The sequence below is a fragment of the Ferrimonas lipolytica genome (genome assembly GCF_012295575.1).
Taxonomy (GTDB): domain Bacteria; phylum Pseudomonadota; class Gammaproteobacteria; order Enterobacterales; family Shewanellaceae; genus Ferrimonas; species Ferrimonas lipolytica.
Window position 1 is genome coordinate 999,129 of record NZ_CP051180.1, and the last position, 15,520, is coordinate 1,014,648.

A 15,520-nucleotide genomic window follows, 5' to 3' on the forward strand; every position below is an offset into this window, starting at 1 on the left:
CTGCCAACCGTGAGGTATCACTCGTAAATGCTTTGTTATATTTTATTTTCTACATAGCTTGGGACATCAACTTTTTCTCGGCCTTGAGAAAAGTGATGATCAAATGCATAAGCTAGTTTCTCGAGCGGTGCCTCATTGTAGCCGACACTTTGAATCTCTGATATATAACGTTGTAAAAAGCCACTAGCGCCAAGAGTTTTCCATTGGGCTACGTGAACTAATTCATGAAAGTGTAAACGGAGATCTTGAGCGACACTCGGCACTATGTAATAAGTATTTTTATATGTAATGCCTTGAACTTCCATATCAAGAAAGTCACCTAAACCAGCTTGGTGTAACTCGGGTAAATCTGGCTTTGGAATGCTATCAACGATTACAAAATATGAATCAGATAGAAACTCTTCAGAGTAGAAACCAGCGAAATTACGAGCAAATAACACACAACTTTGTCGTTGATTAGAAAACCTTTCGTTTGTTAAATTAATCCATTCTTCGACTTTATTTAGCACGATTATCTCCAATAACGCCTCAATCAGAGGCAAAAAATAGTTGGTTAAAATTAGCGACGCAGGAGCAAAAGCCAACTTTTTTGTCCTTTTGAACGACTTGTTAGCAATCTATGAGCTGAATCTAGACGCTATTTCTATTTTATTAACTAAATAACCTAAAATACCAACACCGCCATCCCAATCGAACTTGTTTATTAGACCTAAGATTCTTTGCGCTCGAGCTTTTTGTTCATCGCTTGCAGTAGTAGAACTAGTAACTGCATTGTATTTTTCTTTGACGCCGTCAGTATCGTGACTTTGAGACTTACATGTCATTATATATGTCTCAAGAACCGTTCCATAATTGTTCTCAATTAATGCTTCGGATCCACTTTTAGAAGAAAGATGTTCAAATAATTCTGTTGGTCCCATTTCTTCATTAACAAATGATTTATATAGGTCTGGTTCTTTAACTTTTAAAACTATTAGATAGCATAGGAATAGTGGGTAAAGTGGATATTCATTAGGGGTCGTTCTAATAGCCAAGCTTAACAAAGAACAACAATGCTCTTGTTCTCTTAAAGTAAGATTGTATATTTCAAAAAATTCAGAAAAAATTTCTAAGGCTTGATGCCCTTCATATTGTGAATCTCTTCTTGTTTTCTTTGAAAAATAGATATTAAAGTTAAACTTCTTAAATAATGCTTTAACAAAAAGACCTTTTTCTGGAGGCGGTAAAAGGTAATCAAAATCTATAAACCTTCTCAAATAGCCATTTACATTGAGGTCTTGTCCGTACACAGCCTTTATTGAGTGCCCAAGTTGAATTTTATCTGCACCTAATACAAATACTATATTACTCACATTGAAGAAGTGTTTCGCTTTCTCAAGCACTTCAATTGAAAAATTGGGTCTACATCGATCTAGTTCATCAATAATAAATACTAACGGCTTGGGGTCTTCTTTAGATGAAATACTTGTGGCTAGCTCCTGTAGTGAATCTCTAAATGCAGATAAAGTCTTTTTTGATTTTTCATAATTTTCTAATTCTTCTTTTGCGATTGACTCAGCAAAACCGGCAAGAGCTTGTTCTGTTACTTTATCAAGATCTAGAGCACCTGCTGTTGCAACCTTTGCTGCAACAGGAACAGTTCTTTTTAGTAAAGTTACTCCAAACCCTTTAGCCTTATCTAGGTACTCTTTAGTCTTAGAGATATCTTCAGGTGTAGATAGTTCGTCAATTCCAGAGCTAATTTCCCCAATAATTGAAACTAGTGCATCATCTGTAAAATCATTTTCCCAAGCATTAAAATATATAGTTGGTACAGCACTATCTTTAAGATGTTGTTCCCACATCCTTAGGAAAGTAGTTTTTCCTTGCCCCCAAGGAGCATCTAAACAAACAACCATAGGATCTTGAGTTGAGAGAACTAATTGAGTGAGAACTTCTGCGCTTTCCAGTCTCTTTAATTCATCATTGAAAAATGGTCTACCCGGCTCAACTACTAATTCACGATTCTTGATAATCACTCTGACTCCTTGAGATTGCTAACGCCCCAATCAGAGGCAATAAAATAGCTGGTTAAAATTAGCGACGCAGGAGCAAAAACCAGCTGTTTTTTGTCCTTTGAATTGGCTTGTTAGCTTCGTTTTGAATGGTTCTCGTTATGAACAATAAATCTTGCTCTTTCATAAAGTTCATCATAAGTGACCAACTCTACGTTTCGAGAATCTCTGCGAAATAACTCTAAGGTTTTCTCTTTAATCCGCTTAATACCAGTGGGATCATTATCAATTTGAGACCACGAGCCCATTAATAAAATAGTTTTTGAATCGTATGAATGCTGCGTTATTTCTTCGTAATTGTCACCAATAAGCTCTTTACTAGTTTCAATTTTAATTTGACCACTAGCTTTTTGTTCTAGGATCTGTGAAAAAGCATCTATTAGGCAGTTAGACAGGCTCCAACAATTAGATCTATTTTTAGACTTATTGAAAAGCTCAGTACTTGGTAATTTTAATTCAACAAATGTAGTGAATTTTTTATCACCTAAAAGAAAGTCAGCAATAACCTCTTCTTTACCTGCTGCATTAGATGTTGATGCATGAAATTCTTTCTGGAGAATTCCTTGAAACCTATAATCTAAACCGTAACCAAATATCCACTCGTTGGCTTGAAAAAAATGCTGCCAAGCTGTTTCATCTTTTGTATTTGGTTTACCGATTTGAATTTTATAATTCGCTAAACCGTTTCTATTTAGTAGTGAATCAAATATTTCTAATTGGTATTTTCTATAGCCTGTATTTACAAGATCTTGATTGGTAATTAAGCCATTGTCCAATAACTCGTAAACTACATCACTACCATCCTCTCCAGATAGAAGTGTAGCTATTTTTGCTTTAGTTTCAGAATCTAAAACACTTAATTCATCATCAGCCAAAGATATACGACGTTTAGTAACATCTTTGAAGTTTAGCTCTTTGATAAACTCTAAGAAGCAAGTTAGTTGTTCCAAGTTAAATTTAGATAATTTTACCCGTTCTTTTTCTTTATTTGAAACAACTTTAATTATTTCAAATCCCTCAATATCATCTTTTTCTTTGAGGTAAACAACCTTAAGACAAGTTCTTGCCGCTAATTTTATATGGGTTTCATTTTCATCGGAGAATATAACTTGAAAAAATCGTCCGTCACCAAACTCATGGTTGTATAAGTGCTCTAATTTAGAGTTGAAAATTACGTCCTCATCAGTTAATGGGGGCGGTGTAAAATCGTTCATATTGACTCCATTCTATGATGAAACGCTTAAGAAGCTAACGCCCTGTTAATGGGCGGCAAAATGTAGCGGCGGTTTTGGATTAAAATTGCGAAGCACCAAAACTAAACCGCCGCGTAGTTTTGACGTCCCAATTGAACAGTTTGTTAGGTTTCGCTCTGAAAATACGCTTTGCTAATAAACGCCAAGTGCGCAACCACAGCCACGGGCACTAAAGACAGAAGAGCTTTAACCCCATAATCAGCCATTAAAAATGTGCACGTTGCTAACCAATGAACTAACCATAAAACGAGACTTGCGATAGTTGTTTTTTTGAAGCGAGCCGCTTTATTTGAAAAAGAAAAAAGCATCAGATTAATGACTGAAAATATAGCCATAAAGCAGGATGTCATCATCGATACCATAAACATGGTTGTGCCCAAGGAGCTACCGCCTTTGCTTAGAATCAAGGGGATCAAAACAGCCACCAATGCAACAGGCGCCGAAAACAAAGAGATTTCGACGATAAACCAGATTCTAAAACTTTCCTTCATAGCAACCTAACAGCTTATTATGATGCCAGAGGCTTTGTAACACGCAATGCTTGGGGCATTGTATGTGCTTTCAGCCAAAAGCTATCTTCGGTAATTTTTAGCTTTAGCTTCATTGGTTTACCCCCCAACTTACGCCGCCAAAAACGCTTTTTGGGGGTGATACAATGCCTACGCATGTAGAAAACACGCCAGCGGGTTTATTGCACCCGTGGGGGCGATAAATCTTATGCTCACTCACGATAAAAATCAGCTTTAATTTCACCTCAAGTGACTCCAACTCGCATCGACCTTTAATGCGGATTAATAAGTGATTGCGTAGGTTTATACACCTTATTTTCATATCCTAGCATGCTTTATCTTTAATAGACGTGGAAGTAAATAATCCATCTTTTTAAGGCATATCGACATGCTGCTACCGAGATCAACCTCGAAGCTGTTAATCAACTAGGTGGTTGTTGGTGGGAGTGTACCGCTATTGATCTGCTGCCGCATTGGAGCAGACCAGCGAAGCGTTTTGAACTGCGACCTAAGACAAAGGGACGATTGCAAAGGGGGCGAAGCTCCCCCGCTAATGCATACAAGAATGTGCCGTCGCCACCGCCCCCTAAAAGCACCGACTTGGCGAGTGTTGATACAAAGGATAAAGCACTACCGCTATTGATCTGCTGCCGCATTGGAGCAGTTCAGCGAAGCGTTTTGCACTGCGACCTAAGGCAAAGGGGGATTCCAAAGGGGGCGAAGCTCCCCTTTGGGTGCCGTCGCCACCGCGACATAGTCCCCTAAAGCACCGATTTGGTGAGTCGCGATACAAAGGATAAAGCACTACCGCTATTGATCTGCTGCCGCATTGGAGCAGTTCAGCGAAGCGTTTTGCACTGCGACCTAAGACAAAGGGACGATTGCAAAGGGGGCGAAGCTCCCCCGCTAATGCATACAAGAATGTGCCGTCGCCACCGCCCCCTAAAAGCACCGACTTGGCGAGTGTTGATACAAAGGATAAAGCACTACCGCTATTGATCTGCTGCCGCATTGGAGCAGTTCAGCGAAGCGTTTTGCACTGCGACCTAAGGCAAAGGGGGATTCCAAAGGGGGCGAAGCTCCCCGCTAATGCATACAAGAATGTGCCGTCGCCACCGCGACATAGTCCCCTAAAGCACCGATTTGGTGAGTCGCGATACAAAGGATAAAGCACTACCGCTATTGATCTGCTGCCGCATTGGAGCAGTTCAGCGAAGCGTTTTGCACTGCGACCTAAGGCAAAGGGACGATTGCAAAGGGGGCGAAGCTCCCCTTTGGGTGCCGTCGCCACCGCGACATAGTCCCCTAAAGCACCGATTTGGTGAGTCGCGATACAAAGGATAAAGCACTACCGCTATTGATCTGCTGCCGCATTGGAGCAGTTCAGCGAAGCGTTTTGCACTGCGACCTAAGGCAAAGGGACGATTGCAAAGGGGGCGAAGCTCCCCCGCTAATGCATACAAGAATGTGCCGTCGCCACCGCGACATAGCCCCCTAAAAGCACCGACTTGGCGAGTATTGATACAAAGGATAAAGCACTACCGCTATTGATCTGCTGCCGCATTGGAGCAGTTCAGCGAAGCGTTTTGCACTGCGACCTAAGGCAAAGGGACGATTGCAAAGGGGGCGAAGCTCCCCCGCTAATGCATACAAGAATTGCATACAAGAATGTGCCGTCGCCTCCGCGACATAGCCCCCCCAAAAGCACCGACTTGGTGAGTTGCGATACAAAGGATAAAGCACTACCGCTATTGATCTGCTGCCGCATTGGAGCAGTCCAGCGAAGCGTTTTGAATTGCGACCTAAAACACAGACCAAAAAAAGCCCCTGTGCAGGGGCTCTTAATATTACGCTTACTTGTCGTAGTGACAAGTCACACAAGCGTATGGGTCAGGGTAGGTTGGGTCTGTCATCCAATCGTTGTTGGTACGGATCTTCATATCTGCTGGGTACATGCCCCAGAAGCCTTCCCAGTTAACGTTTTCGTTTGGCGCTAACATGTCGAAGGTGGTGGACTCTTGATGATCCCAGCCTTGCACTTCAGCAGTTAACTCTGCCATAGCCGCTTCATCGGCGCTGTTAACGGCGATAGATTCATAAGCGCGGTTGTACAGCGCAGGGCTGTTGCCACCGAGCTTGTCAGCATCGGCGCCATAGACATCGGCACGAGTGATGTAAGTAGATACCGAGCCGTGGTTCTCAGGCACAACGTCTTCGGCGTGACACCAGTAACAGCGAGCAAACTCACCGTGACCATTTGGTGCACCGTTAGAGCCGTGACATTCAGCACATTGATACGGGGCAATAACCAGTTCAGACACGTCATCAACAGGGTGAGAAGTGATCTTACCGGTATCGTAGATATCTACAATTTTCGGGTTCACACCCAAGTCTGCGCCAATGTCGCCTTCTGAGTGAATGCCGCTGAGTGAGTGACAGTTGCCACAGTTGGCAATGCCCCAACCGAAGTGAGTGTCATCCAGCGCGAATTTGGCATTGCGAGCGTCGTACTCCGGCCATTGGCCATCGCCAGCCACACGCTTGGACTCTGATGGCGGGTAGTAATCGTACATGTGGAAGTTAACCACGGTAACGGTATCGCCCGGGTTGTTCATCAGCCATACGTCACTGAACAGGTGGAACTCTTGGTCAACAAACCAATCTTCGACGTCGGTGGTCTCAGGGTTACAGTGCAGCTCTTTACTCGCAGCTGAAGGCTCTGCATCAATCAAACCATCTGGGTAGTCGGTAGAGGTGTCGCTTGGGTCTAAGTAGTTGCTGGTGCCGTTGTGATCACAGTAAGACTCAGAGATCTCAACGTGGCCAACAACGCCCGGTACAAGGTACTTAGCGGCAAAGTCGTTCATGGCGTACGACACTCCGGTGTTAATCACGTAACCGTGCGCACCACCTTTGCGCTTGCCGTTTACTTCGTTAATCACAAAGTGGTTTAGCTCTACGCCAGACTCCAAAGTCCCCCAGAAGGAGTAGCCAACCTGTGCCAGTTCCTGCTCGTTGATACTCAGCATCACGTCAGCCATGGTAATGGCTTGGTCTTTCTTGTAGATATCTGGGCGCAGGTTATGCGAGCGTGCTTCCACGTTCTGCAACATCACAGGGGTACCACCGGCAACACCAAACTCCTCAATTGGAATCAACATCACCGAAGGAACAATAATTACATCGGTATCTTCCGAGTAGTAAGACGGCTTAGAGTTACGACGACGTTCGGCTTGATCAAGCTGTACCTGTTCACGACGTTCGGTCATAGCTGGGCTAAAGGATTTAAATAACACACCGGAGTTGTTCTCTACCAGCACGTCTTCTAGGCGCAGGTACAGTGCTTCACCCTGAGCGTCGTAGAACTTCTCACGGCGAAACTCGGCGAAGTCGATCATGTAGGTGGCATACCAATCGGGGTCGCTTTCGTACTCGTTGGTGCCATCACCGTCTGCGTCCCAAGTAACCTGCCATTGGTAGGCGTTAAGCTGTTCGTCAAACTGGTAGTCAACCGAGAAACCCTTTACCGTATCGCTCAAGTACAGCAGTACGTCAGCGAAGGTAATTTGATTGTCATTGTAGGCGGCGTTTTCGATGTATTTACCGTCGCCAGCAGCTAACGAGGCCATCTTGCGTTCACGCAGATCAGCAGGGTCAACCTTAAAGCCATTCTCTGGAATACCGGTGCCTTGGAACTGGCGCAGCATATCTTCACGGGCTACTTCATCAATATAGGCGTAGAACGGGTTTTCAATCTGCCAATTAACATCTGGCCCCCACACTTTTGCGTAATCAAACGCGCCGGTGCCGGTCGCTGGTGTCGACTCAACCGGGTCGGTTGTTGTCGGTGGAGTAGACGACGAGTCACTGTCGCTGCCACAGCCGGTAAGCAGCAATGCCGACATCGCCATTGCCAAAAGTGGGTGTTTTATCTTCATCTCATAATCCTTGCTGTTGTTATGTTATTGCCATAACTATGATGAGAGTGCGTCGGCTAATCGTTACTTCGGAAAAACACAGTGAATTGCGTCAGAACCAACTAAATGTGCTGGATGTCTCGTATCTGGTTCGCCATTGATATAATTTTTGTTATTGGATCTGTTTAACATTTTAAGCAGTAAATTAGACATATAGTGGCGGCAAAATATATATCTAAGGCGTTATTCTAAATACTATGGATCAGCAACAACTGGCTAAGATGGAGCATTGCCGCAGTAAACTTGTTGAACTTACACAACGCTTAGGCGCCGTAGAGTCGGCATTTATTATCGACTTTGCCGAGCCGAATGAGCGCTTGGGTAAAAGTTGGCTTAAAAGCTTTAAGTCGCGCGATTCAATATTATTCTCGTCGGCAAAGGTGAGTTATTTATTTGAACGTAGCCGCAGTAGCATGACTCGGTTAGACCCAGATTTGGTTAAGGCATCGAACAAAGATAAGCATGTCTGGTTGGAAGACAAAAACCTAAAGCAACAACAATCTAAGCTAAGTATAATCAAAGAGTTAGGTTTTTCTAAACAGCTTTCAGTTACCTTCCCTTTGCAGAACTGGCAAGGGTTAAAGGGCTGCTATAGCCTATTTTACGCGCTGGATTGCCCAATGACAGACGAACAGCGCTTTGCCCGCATGGATGAGTTGATGGCTGACATTAAAATGGTTGGCACCCACATCGTGTCAGAGCGCGTGCTAACCGGCCCGTTTGAAGATTATCAACTGTTTAAGCCATCCACTATATCAATTATTAAACACCTTGCTGAGGGACGCTCAAGAAAAGACTTGTCAGACATTCATTATATGTCTGCTCGTGGGGTTGATTACCATATTGAAAAAGCCAAGATAGTACTGGAAGCTCAAAATACTTCTCATTTGGTTCATGTCGCTCATCAAATGATGCTTATATAAATCAATATCTCTCAAATGATTAATAAGGCTAGGCGTTTAGTTTAGTCTTATTAATTGTTATCAACTAATTCTATAACTAATTCTAGATTGTTATCATAAATAAAGTTGACTGAACGTTCCCTGCCAAAACCTTGCTCGCATTTAAACCAACCCGAACGTTAATACTGTAGTTTTTCACACACTATTGAGCGGTCGCGGCGGATTGTGATCTCTGCATTATCTTCTTGTCATTGTTAGCTTTACTATCCGTTCCAGATTTGAGGTGCCCATGGGCATAACAGGGAATACGGATAAAAGCCGTAGCTGTACTCGCAACTGTAACCAGAGCGGAATGTTGTAACCACTGGCTGATGCTGGGAAGGAACATTCTTAGAGACTGGAAGCCAGGAGACCTACCTCAAAATCAATTTGACTCAAGCGGGTTTCTTGAGCAGATATGCAGCTAAACCTCTGCAACGTTATGGTCGCTAAGGACTGTTCGCGCCATAACGATTTCTCGGTTGAGCTGTTCCTGTCTGTAGTTGATGGCGTTTTGGCCATTCTCAAAAATTTCCCGCGCTTTTGAAACTCAAAAATAATAGGAAATCTCATGAGTTTAAAAACGCGCATTTCGGTTGTTGCACTGGCAATTGCCTCCTCTACTGCTGTTGCGGCAGATTTCGATGATGTCATGGTTGTTACCGGCGATCGCTTTGAAAGCAGTGCGGAATACCAATTGGCGGTTGTTAATGTCATTGACCGAGCCGAAATCGATCAAATCTCACCTAAGTCCGTTACCGAACTACTGCAAACCGTTCCTGGTGTGTCGGTTCAGTCTAACGGTGGCGCCGGTACCCAAAGTTCAATCTCAATTCGCGGCACTGGCTCTACCCACGCGTTAGTATTGGTTGATGGCGTACGTATCAGCTCTGCTACCTTGGGCAGCGTGTCATTCTCCAGCCTTTCCCCAGAACAGATTGAACGTATTGAGATCGTTAAGGGGCCGCGTGCAGCCGTATGGGGCAGCGATGCCATTGGCGGTGTGGTACAAATCTTTACTCGTAAGCTCGACCAAGGTGATTGGTATGCCGCTGCCGAAGTAGGGTCAGACAGCTACTTGCGTACCAGCGCTGGTATTGGCATTGGTAACAGCAGCCTCACCATCAACCGAGAAACCAGCGACGGTTACGACGTAAAAGACGACAGCGAAAGCGATGACGACGGTTACGAGCGTTTAAGCGTTGCGTTACGTGGCGACCAAGCGATTAACGACCAGTTCTCGCTATCTTGGGTTGGCCAATTAAACGATGGCGACTACGACTACGACAACGTATACAGCGATTGGATGACCGGCGAGCTGATTCAAGGTCATAACGAATCAGAATACAAAAACCATATGTGGAACCTTGCTGGCCAATACCAAACAGAGCTGTGGACCAGCCGTTTAGAGGTTGCCCAAGCCCGTGATTTTAACGAGCAGGTAATCAACGGCAATAAGAGTCTTGGCACCAATATCTACGAGACCCGCCGTGATCAAATCAGTTGGTCTAACCAAGTTAACTTGGCACAGCTAACCCTCAACGGCGGTGTTGATTGGTACAACGAAAGCGTTAAGGGCGATTACGCCGTTGACGAACGTGACGTTTGGGGCGTGTTTGGTTTAGCTCGTTACGACGTTGGCGCTTGGTTGCTGGAAGCGGCCATTCGTTATGATGACGTTGAAAAGATCGACTCCGAAGTAACCTACAACAGCAGCATTGCGTACCGCTTCGATGACCAATGGCGGCTAACCGGCAGCTACGGCACCGGCTTCCGTGCCCCAAGCTTTAACGATCTGTACTGGCCATTCAGCGGCAACCCAGATCTGGTTTCTGAAAACTCAGACAACTACGAGCTGGGTTTGCACTACGGCGGTAACAACGTTGCTGGTTACATCAGTGTGTTCTACAACCAAATTGAAGACATGATTGCCTGGGCACCAGATGCATCTGGCAACTGGCTGCCAGCCAACATCAACGAAGCGGAAATCCTTGGCGCCGAGCTGTTTGTTGAGTTCTCAACCTATGGCTTCAACCATAAGGTAGCGTATACCTACTTAGATGCTGAAGACTCAAAAGCAAACGAAGAGCTGATTGGCCGTTCCGAGCATGAGTTTGATTACTCGGTTGGTTACAATTGGGATAAGTTTGATGTGTTACTGAGCTATCACCTGCAGGGTGAGAGCTACAACGGTTACGATGAGTACCTAGATACCTATCACGACGTTGATTTAAGTGTTGGCTACGCCTTCGCCAATAACTGGGAAGTGCGTGCCAAGTTCGACAACCTTCTGGACGAAGAGATCATCTCCAAAGCTGACTACTTCGAGCCGGGAACACAGTGGTTTGTTAGCCTAACTTATAAGGGCTTCTAACCATCATAAGGCAGCTGGCCGCAAGGTCAGCTGCCTTTGTTATGAGAGTTGTATGTTAAAACTGGTTAGTGATTCTAAACAACAATCTGCTCACCTAACGGTTGAACAGGTGAGCTGGTCTTGCCCCGAAAAACGGGTGCTAGAGCAGATAAGCTTTGAGGTAGAGCAGGGCGAATTTGTTGGCTTGCTTGGCCCCAATGGGGTGGGTAAATCAACGCTACTACGTTGTCTCTATCGTTACCTCAAACCAGACAGTGGCAAGGTACTGCTTAACGGTACACCGGTGTGGTCGTTAACCCAGCGCCAATTCGCCCAACAGGTGGCTGTGGTAACGCAACACTGCCCAACTGGTTTTTCCATGACGGTGCGCCAGTTTATGGCAACCGGTCTATTAGCTCATCAACGTTTTTGGCAGCGCAGCAGCAAGCTGTTAGACCAACAACAGGTCGATGAGATGCTGCAACGAGTTGCTTTACTGCCTAAGGCAGAGCAACGGTTTGAGTCGCTCTCCGGTGGCGAGCAGCAGCGGGTATTGATTGCTCGAGCAATGCTGCAAAAACCGCAATTAATGGTGCTCGACGAGCCCACTAATCACCTTGATATTCGATACCAGATTGAAACCCTTCAGCTGGTTAAAAGCCTTGGCATTACTGTTATCGCTTCCATCCATGATCTTAATCTGGCAGCGGCATTTTGCGACCGTTTAGCGTTGCTGGAACAGGGCAAACTGGTGGCCATGGGCGACGTTGACGACGTGCTTACCAGCAGCCAGTTAAAACGGGTTTACGGCGTAGAAACCATTATTGATCGCCACCCGCTGCAAGACACCCCTCGGGTTACTTACCAATTTGCTCCTGCCACACAAGAGGTCACCCAAAGCAATGCCATTGGTTAATCCTCGTTTGTTATTACTGGTACTGCTGCCGCTGTGCCTGTTGTCGCCCTTAGTGGCTATCGCCTTTGGCAGTGCCGATATTGAGTTGGCCACCACCTTCAATGCCGCATGGCTGGCACTAACTGGGCAAACCCCAACCGAGCTGGCGGAACGCATCATTATTGAGTTGCGCCTACCGCGAGTGATTTTGGCGATGATCTGTGGTGCCGGTTTGGCGGTGTCAGGCTCGGTACTGCAAAGCGTTACCCGCAACCCGTTGGCTGACCCTTATCTGTTTGGTATCTCCGCTGGTGCCTCACTCGGGGCGGTTATCTCCATTGCTGGTGGTTGGGGTGGATTAAGCCTGCCGCTGTGTGCCTTCTTAGGCTCACTTATTGCCGTGGCAGTAGTGATGGTGATGGCCCGCGATGGCCAAGTCGAAGGTTTGATCTTAGCCGGTGTTGCCATCTCATTTTTGTTGTCATCGCTGGCGAACCTCGTGCTCTATTTTGGCGATAGCCAAGCGGTACAGGCGGTGCTGTTCTGGACTATGGGCAGCTTTAGCCGCGCCAGCTGGGACACCATTGTTTATCCCGCCACCATTGTGGTTGCTGCCATCTTTATTGTGCATCTGTGTCAGCGCCAATTGCAGGCGTTAATGGCGGGCGACGAAAGCGCTCATACCCAAGGGGTGGCGGTGGTGCCGCTGCGTTTGGGCATGCTGCTGTTAACCGCATTGGTTACCGCGTCGCTGGTGGCGTACTGCGGTGGCATTGGTTTTGTTGGCCTGATGGTGCCGCACATTACCCGCATGATTATCGGCGCAGCCAGCAGCGTCACCTTAATCTGTACCGCCTTGTTTGGTGCGGTGTTGATGGTGTGGGTTGATCTGCTGTCACGCAAACTGCTGCCAGCCCAAGAGCTGCCAGTGGGGGTGGTTACCGCCATCATCGGTAGCGTGTTCTTTATCGGCTTACTCATTAAACGTCGAGGTGGCCAATGAGCCAACAATTGATCCTTGGTGGTGCCCGCTCTGGCAAAAGCCGGTTAGCACAAACCCGAGCGCAACAGTGGCAAACGCAAACCGGTGGCGAGGTAATGGTTATCGCCACCGCTGAAAACCATAGCGGCGAAGGCTCAATGGCAGCGCGTATTGCTCACCATCAAGCCAATCGTCCAGCCCATTGGTTAACGGTTGAGACCAGCCGAGATCTGGCTGCCGCGCTGCTCGAAAACAGCCGCGTAGACCGCCTAATCGTGGTTGATTGCCTGACGTTGTGGCTTGCCAATGAGATGTTTGCTGATAACAGCAGTTGGCCGCACCCCAAGCAGGCATTGCTTGAGGCGTTAGCGCAGTTAAATGGCCCAGTGATTTTTATTGGCAATGAGCTTGGCCAAGCGGTGGTACCACTTGGCCAAGACAATCGTAACTTTGTTGATGAGTGTGGTTGGCTGCACCAAGCACTGGCACAGCGGGTTAACCAAGTTACCTTGACGGTAGCGGGCTTGCCAGTGGAGCTAAAACGATGAAGTTGATGGTTATTGGCCGTAGCTTAGCGCTAATGTGCATCGCCTTAAGCGCGCTAGCCGAGGCCACCGTTGAAGCCAAACCAACCATTGTGGCGCTGTCGCCACAGTCGGTGGAGATCCTCTTTAAGGTTGGCGCTGGTGAGCAGATCATCGGCACCGTTGATTACGCCGATTACCCTCAAGCGGCGCAGCTTATCCCGCGGCTAGGGCGCTACGATCAACTCGATATGGAAACGTTAATGCTACTGCAGCCACAGCTGCTGGTGTTTGCTCAACAAGATACCTCCGCCGAGATCCGCCAGCAGTTGGAAACCCTAGGGGTACCAATTATTGATACCTCGGTTAGCACCATTGACCAAGTGGCGGATCAAATGGCGTTGTTAGGCGCCAAAACCGGCCATAGTGCCCAAGGCGCTAAGGTTGCCGCCGAGTTTCGGCAACAACTGGCGCAGTTACGCCAGCAATACCAAGGTAAAGCACCGCTGTCGGTGTTTTATCAGGTGTGGCCAGAACCACTGACAACCACCTCAGATGGTTGGATGAACCAAATTTTAACTGATTGTGGCGGCCACAATGTTTTTGCAGATGCCCATTCGGACTACCCGCAAGTGAGCATGGAACAGGTATTGGTTAAGTCGCCGCAGGTGATCTTAAAGCCTAAATATGAAGGCGCAACCAACCAAGAACGAGTCTCTTGGACGCTGTGGCCGGAGCTGCCAGCGGTAGCGAATGGACAGGTTATCACCCTTGATGGCGATGTAGTGCATCGTACCGGCCCCCGCGTAGTGGACGGCATGAAGCAGATCTGTCAGGTAATGGATGACGCTCGTAACGCCTACGCAGCTATGGATAACACGCCATGATCAGTCTCTATCTTGGTGGCGCTCGCAGCGGTAAATCCGGATTAGCAGAGGATTACCTTGCCGAGCTTGATAATGGCAGCCACGACATTCATTACATCGCTACTGCTAGGCAGCATCCGTCGATGGCACAGCGAATTGCGCTGCACCAGCAACGGCGGCCGGCTCATTGGCATTGCCATGAATGTCCGTTAGCGCTTATTGAGTTGTTGCAGCAGCTAGACCAGCCGCAAGCGCTGATCATCGTCGACTGTTTAACCCTATGGCTAACCAACCTAATGATGGCGTCGGCGGATTTAGCTGCGGCTACTGAGCAGCTAACCCAGCAACTGCAGCAAAGCCGCGCCGAGGTTATTTTGGTTTCTACCGAAGTGGGGCAAGGGTTGATCCCGGACGATCCGATGAGCCAAGCCTTTGTTGCCGCCAGTGGTGAGCTGCACCAAGCCATTGCTGCAGTGGCGGACCAAGTTTGCTTTTGTCAGGCGGGAATGCCGCTGCAACTCAAAGGCGGCAAGCGATGAGTTATACCTACTTCACCTTAATTCGCCACGGCAAGCCTGATGACTGCGACCGGCTTTTAGGCCGGAGCGATCCGGAGTTAACAGACGCTGGCTGGCAGATGATGGCACACGCCAGTGCTGGGCTAGAAGCGGAGCAGATAATCAGCTCACCGCGCAAGCGTTGTAGTGCATTTGCTCGCCACTTTGCCTCGTCGCAGCAACTGCCGCTGCAGATAGACGATAACTGGCAAGAGCTAGATTTTGGTGACTGGGACGGCGAGCTACTGCAACGTTTATGGCAGCAGCCGGAGTTTAATCAGTACTGGCAGCAGCCGTTTGACAACTGCCCGCCCAATGGCGAATCAACCCAGCAGCTACTGCAACGGGTTAGCGCCGCTATTACCGACTTGAGCAATCGCTACCCCGGGCAACGGTTGCTGATCTTCACCCATTCTGGGGTGATTCGGCTGGTGCTGTGGTGGCTGCTCAATGGTCAGCACAGCGGCAACGCGCACCTATCGCAAGTGCACCTTAGCCACGCCGCCAAACTCGATTTCACCACATTCAAAGACGAAAACCAGAAGTTGTGGCCGCAATTGGCGGGCTTACAGCAATCCACATTTGTTGATGACGGAAGCCCCGCCTAGC

General features: G+C 47.2%; 13 protein-coding genes and 1 riboswitch. Of the genes, 8 read left to right on the forward strand and 5 right to left on the reverse strand.

Annotated features, from left to right (window positions below; all coding sequences use genetic code 11):
• Positions 1 to 35: 35 nt before the first annotated feature.
• The 5 genes from HER31_RS04735 to HER31_RS04755 all read right to left on the reverse strand — a co-directional run bounded on the left by HER31_RS04735 (position 36) and on the right by HER31_RS04755 (position 7,754).
• Complete coding sequence (locus HER31_RS04735; RefSeq protein WP_476702600.1) at positions 36 to 584, reverse strand: hypothetical protein; 549 nt, start codon at positions 582 to 584, stop codon at positions 36 to 38.
• A 33-nt stretch (positions 585 to 617) separates the two neighbouring features.
• On the reverse strand, positions 618 to 2,018 hold the full coding sequence (locus tag HER31_RS04740) for a KAP family P-loop NTPase fold protein (RefSeq protein WP_168659518.1): 1,401 nt from the start codon (positions 2,016 to 2,018) through the stop codon (positions 618 to 620).
• 110 nt (positions 2,019 to 2,128) lie between these two features.
• The gene (locus HER31_RS04745; protein ID WP_168659519.1) at positions 2,129 to 3,268 is read right to left on the reverse strand and encodes a Shedu anti-phage system protein SduA domain-containing protein; all 1,140 of its coding nucleotides are present in this window, start codon (positions 3,266 to 3,268) and stop codon (positions 2,129 to 2,131) included.
• A 143-nt stretch (positions 3,269 to 3,411) separates the two neighbouring features.
• A complete protein-coding gene (locus HER31_RS04750) occupies positions 3,412 to 3,798 on the reverse strand; it encodes a hypothetical protein (protein ID WP_168659520.1) in 387 nt (128 codons plus the stop codon).
• A 1,871-nt stretch (positions 3,799 to 5,669) separates the two neighbouring features.
• A complete protein-coding gene (locus HER31_RS04755; protein WP_168659521.1) occupies positions 5,670 to 7,754 on the reverse strand; it encodes a hypothetical protein in 2,085 nt (694 codons plus the stop codon).
• Positions 7,755 to 7,990: 236 nt separating this feature from the next.
• Here HER31_RS04755 and HER31_RS04760 point away from each other — a divergent pair, with 236 nt between their 5' ends.
• From HER31_RS04760 to HER31_RS04795, 8 genes are all read left to right on the forward strand, one after another.
• A complete protein-coding gene (locus HER31_RS04760; protein ID WP_168659522.1) occupies positions 7,991 to 8,716 on the forward strand; it encodes a helix-turn-helix transcriptional regulator in 726 nt (241 codons plus the stop codon).
• Between the two features lie 243 nt (positions 8,717 to 8,959).
• Positions 8,960 to 9,130, forward strand: a riboswitch (cobalamin riboswitch).
• A gap of 175 nt (positions 9,131 to 9,305) precedes the next feature.
• The gene (locus tag HER31_RS04765) at positions 9,306 to 11,108 is read left to right on the forward strand and encodes a TonB-dependent receptor domain-containing protein (protein ID WP_168659523.1); all 1,803 of its coding nucleotides are present in this window, start codon (positions 9,306 to 9,308) and stop codon (positions 11,106 to 11,108) included.
• 52 nt (positions 11,109 to 11,160) lie between these two features.
• Complete coding sequence (locus HER31_RS04770) at positions 11,161 to 12,003, forward strand: ABC transporter ATP-binding protein (RefSeq protein WP_168659524.1); 843 nt, start codon at positions 11,161 to 11,163, stop codon at positions 12,001 to 12,003.
• Positions 11,990 to 12,985, forward strand: coding sequence for a FecCD family ABC transporter permease (locus HER31_RS04775; RefSeq protein ID WP_168659525.1), 996 nt, complete (start codon positions 11,990 to 11,992; stop codon positions 12,983 to 12,985). Before HER31_RS04770 ends, HER31_RS04775 begins: the two co-directional genes overlap by 14 nt.
• Positions 12,982 to 13,512: a bifunctional adenosylcobinamide kinase/adenosylcobinamide-phosphate guanylyltransferase gene (cobU, locus tag HER31_RS04780; RefSeq protein ID WP_168659526.1), complete on the forward strand. Its 531-nt coding sequence runs from the start codon at positions 12,982 to 12,984 to the stop codon at positions 13,510 to 13,512. The genes HER31_RS04775 and cobU (HER31_RS04780) overlap by 4 nt, the downstream gene beginning before the upstream one ends.
• Complete coding sequence (locus HER31_RS04785) at positions 13,509 to 14,375, forward strand: cobalamin-binding protein (RefSeq protein ID WP_238786891.1); 867 nt, start codon at positions 13,509 to 13,511, stop codon at positions 14,373 to 14,375. Before cobU (HER31_RS04780) ends, HER31_RS04785 begins: the two co-directional genes overlap by 4 nt.
• Positions 14,372 to 14,893, forward strand: coding sequence for a bifunctional adenosylcobinamide kinase/adenosylcobinamide-phosphate guanylyltransferase (gene cobU / locus HER31_RS04790; protein ID WP_168659527.1), 522 nt, complete (start codon positions 14,372 to 14,374; stop codon positions 14,891 to 14,893). Before HER31_RS04785 ends, cobU (HER31_RS04790) begins: the two co-directional genes overlap by 4 nt.
• Positions 14,890 to 15,519, forward strand: a complete 630-nt coding sequence (locus tag HER31_RS04795) for a histidine phosphatase family protein (protein WP_168659528.1) — start codon at positions 14,890 to 14,892, stop codon at positions 15,517 to 15,519. The genes cobU (HER31_RS04790) and HER31_RS04795 overlap by 4 nt, the downstream gene beginning before the upstream one ends.
• The last annotated feature ends 1 nt before the right edge of the window (position 15,520 follow it).

Excerpts from the sequence above, each read along its gene's own strand:
- HER31_RS04795 (WP_168659528.1), top strand. The coding sequence starts at position 14,890 with ATGAGTTATACCTACTTCACCTTAATTCGCCACGGCAAGCCTGATGAC.
- HER31_RS04775 (WP_168659525.1), top strand. The coding sequence starts at position 11,990 with ATGCCATTGGTTAATCCTCGTTTGTTATTACTGGTACTGCTGCCGCTG.
- HER31_RS04785 (WP_238786891.1), top strand. The coding sequence starts at position 13,509 with ATGAAGTTGATGGTTATTGGCCGTAGCTTAGCGCTAATGTGCATCGCC.
- cobU (WP_168659527.1), top strand. The coding sequence starts at position 14,372 with ATGATCAGTCTCTATCTTGGTGGCGCTCGCAGCGGTAAATCCGGATTA.
- HER31_RS04755 (WP_168659521.1), bottom strand. The coding sequence starts at position 7,754 with ATGAAGATAAAACACCCACTTTTGGCAATGGCGATGTCGGCATTGCTG.
- HER31_RS04760 (WP_168659522.1), top strand. The coding sequence starts at position 7,991 with ATGGATCAGCAACAACTGGCTAAGATGGAGCATTGCCGCAGTAAACTT.
- HER31_RS04745 (WP_168659519.1), bottom strand. The coding sequence starts at position 3,268 with ATGAACGATTTTACACCGCCCCCATTAACTGATGAGGACGTAATTTTC.
- HER31_RS04765 (WP_168659523.1), top strand. The coding sequence starts at position 9,306 with ATGAGTTTAAAAACGCGCATTTCGGTTGTTGCACTGGCAATTGCCTCC.
- cobU (WP_168659526.1), top strand. The coding sequence starts at position 12,982 with ATGAGCCAACAATTGATCCTTGGTGGTGCCCGCTCTGGCAAAAGCCGG.
- HER31_RS04750 (WP_168659520.1), bottom strand. The coding sequence starts at position 3,798 with ATGAAGGAAAGTTTTAGAATCTGGTTTATCGTCGAAATCTCTTTGTTT.
- HER31_RS04770 (WP_168659524.1), top strand. The coding sequence starts at position 11,161 with ATGTTAAAACTGGTTAGTGATTCTAAACAACAATCTGCTCACCTAACG.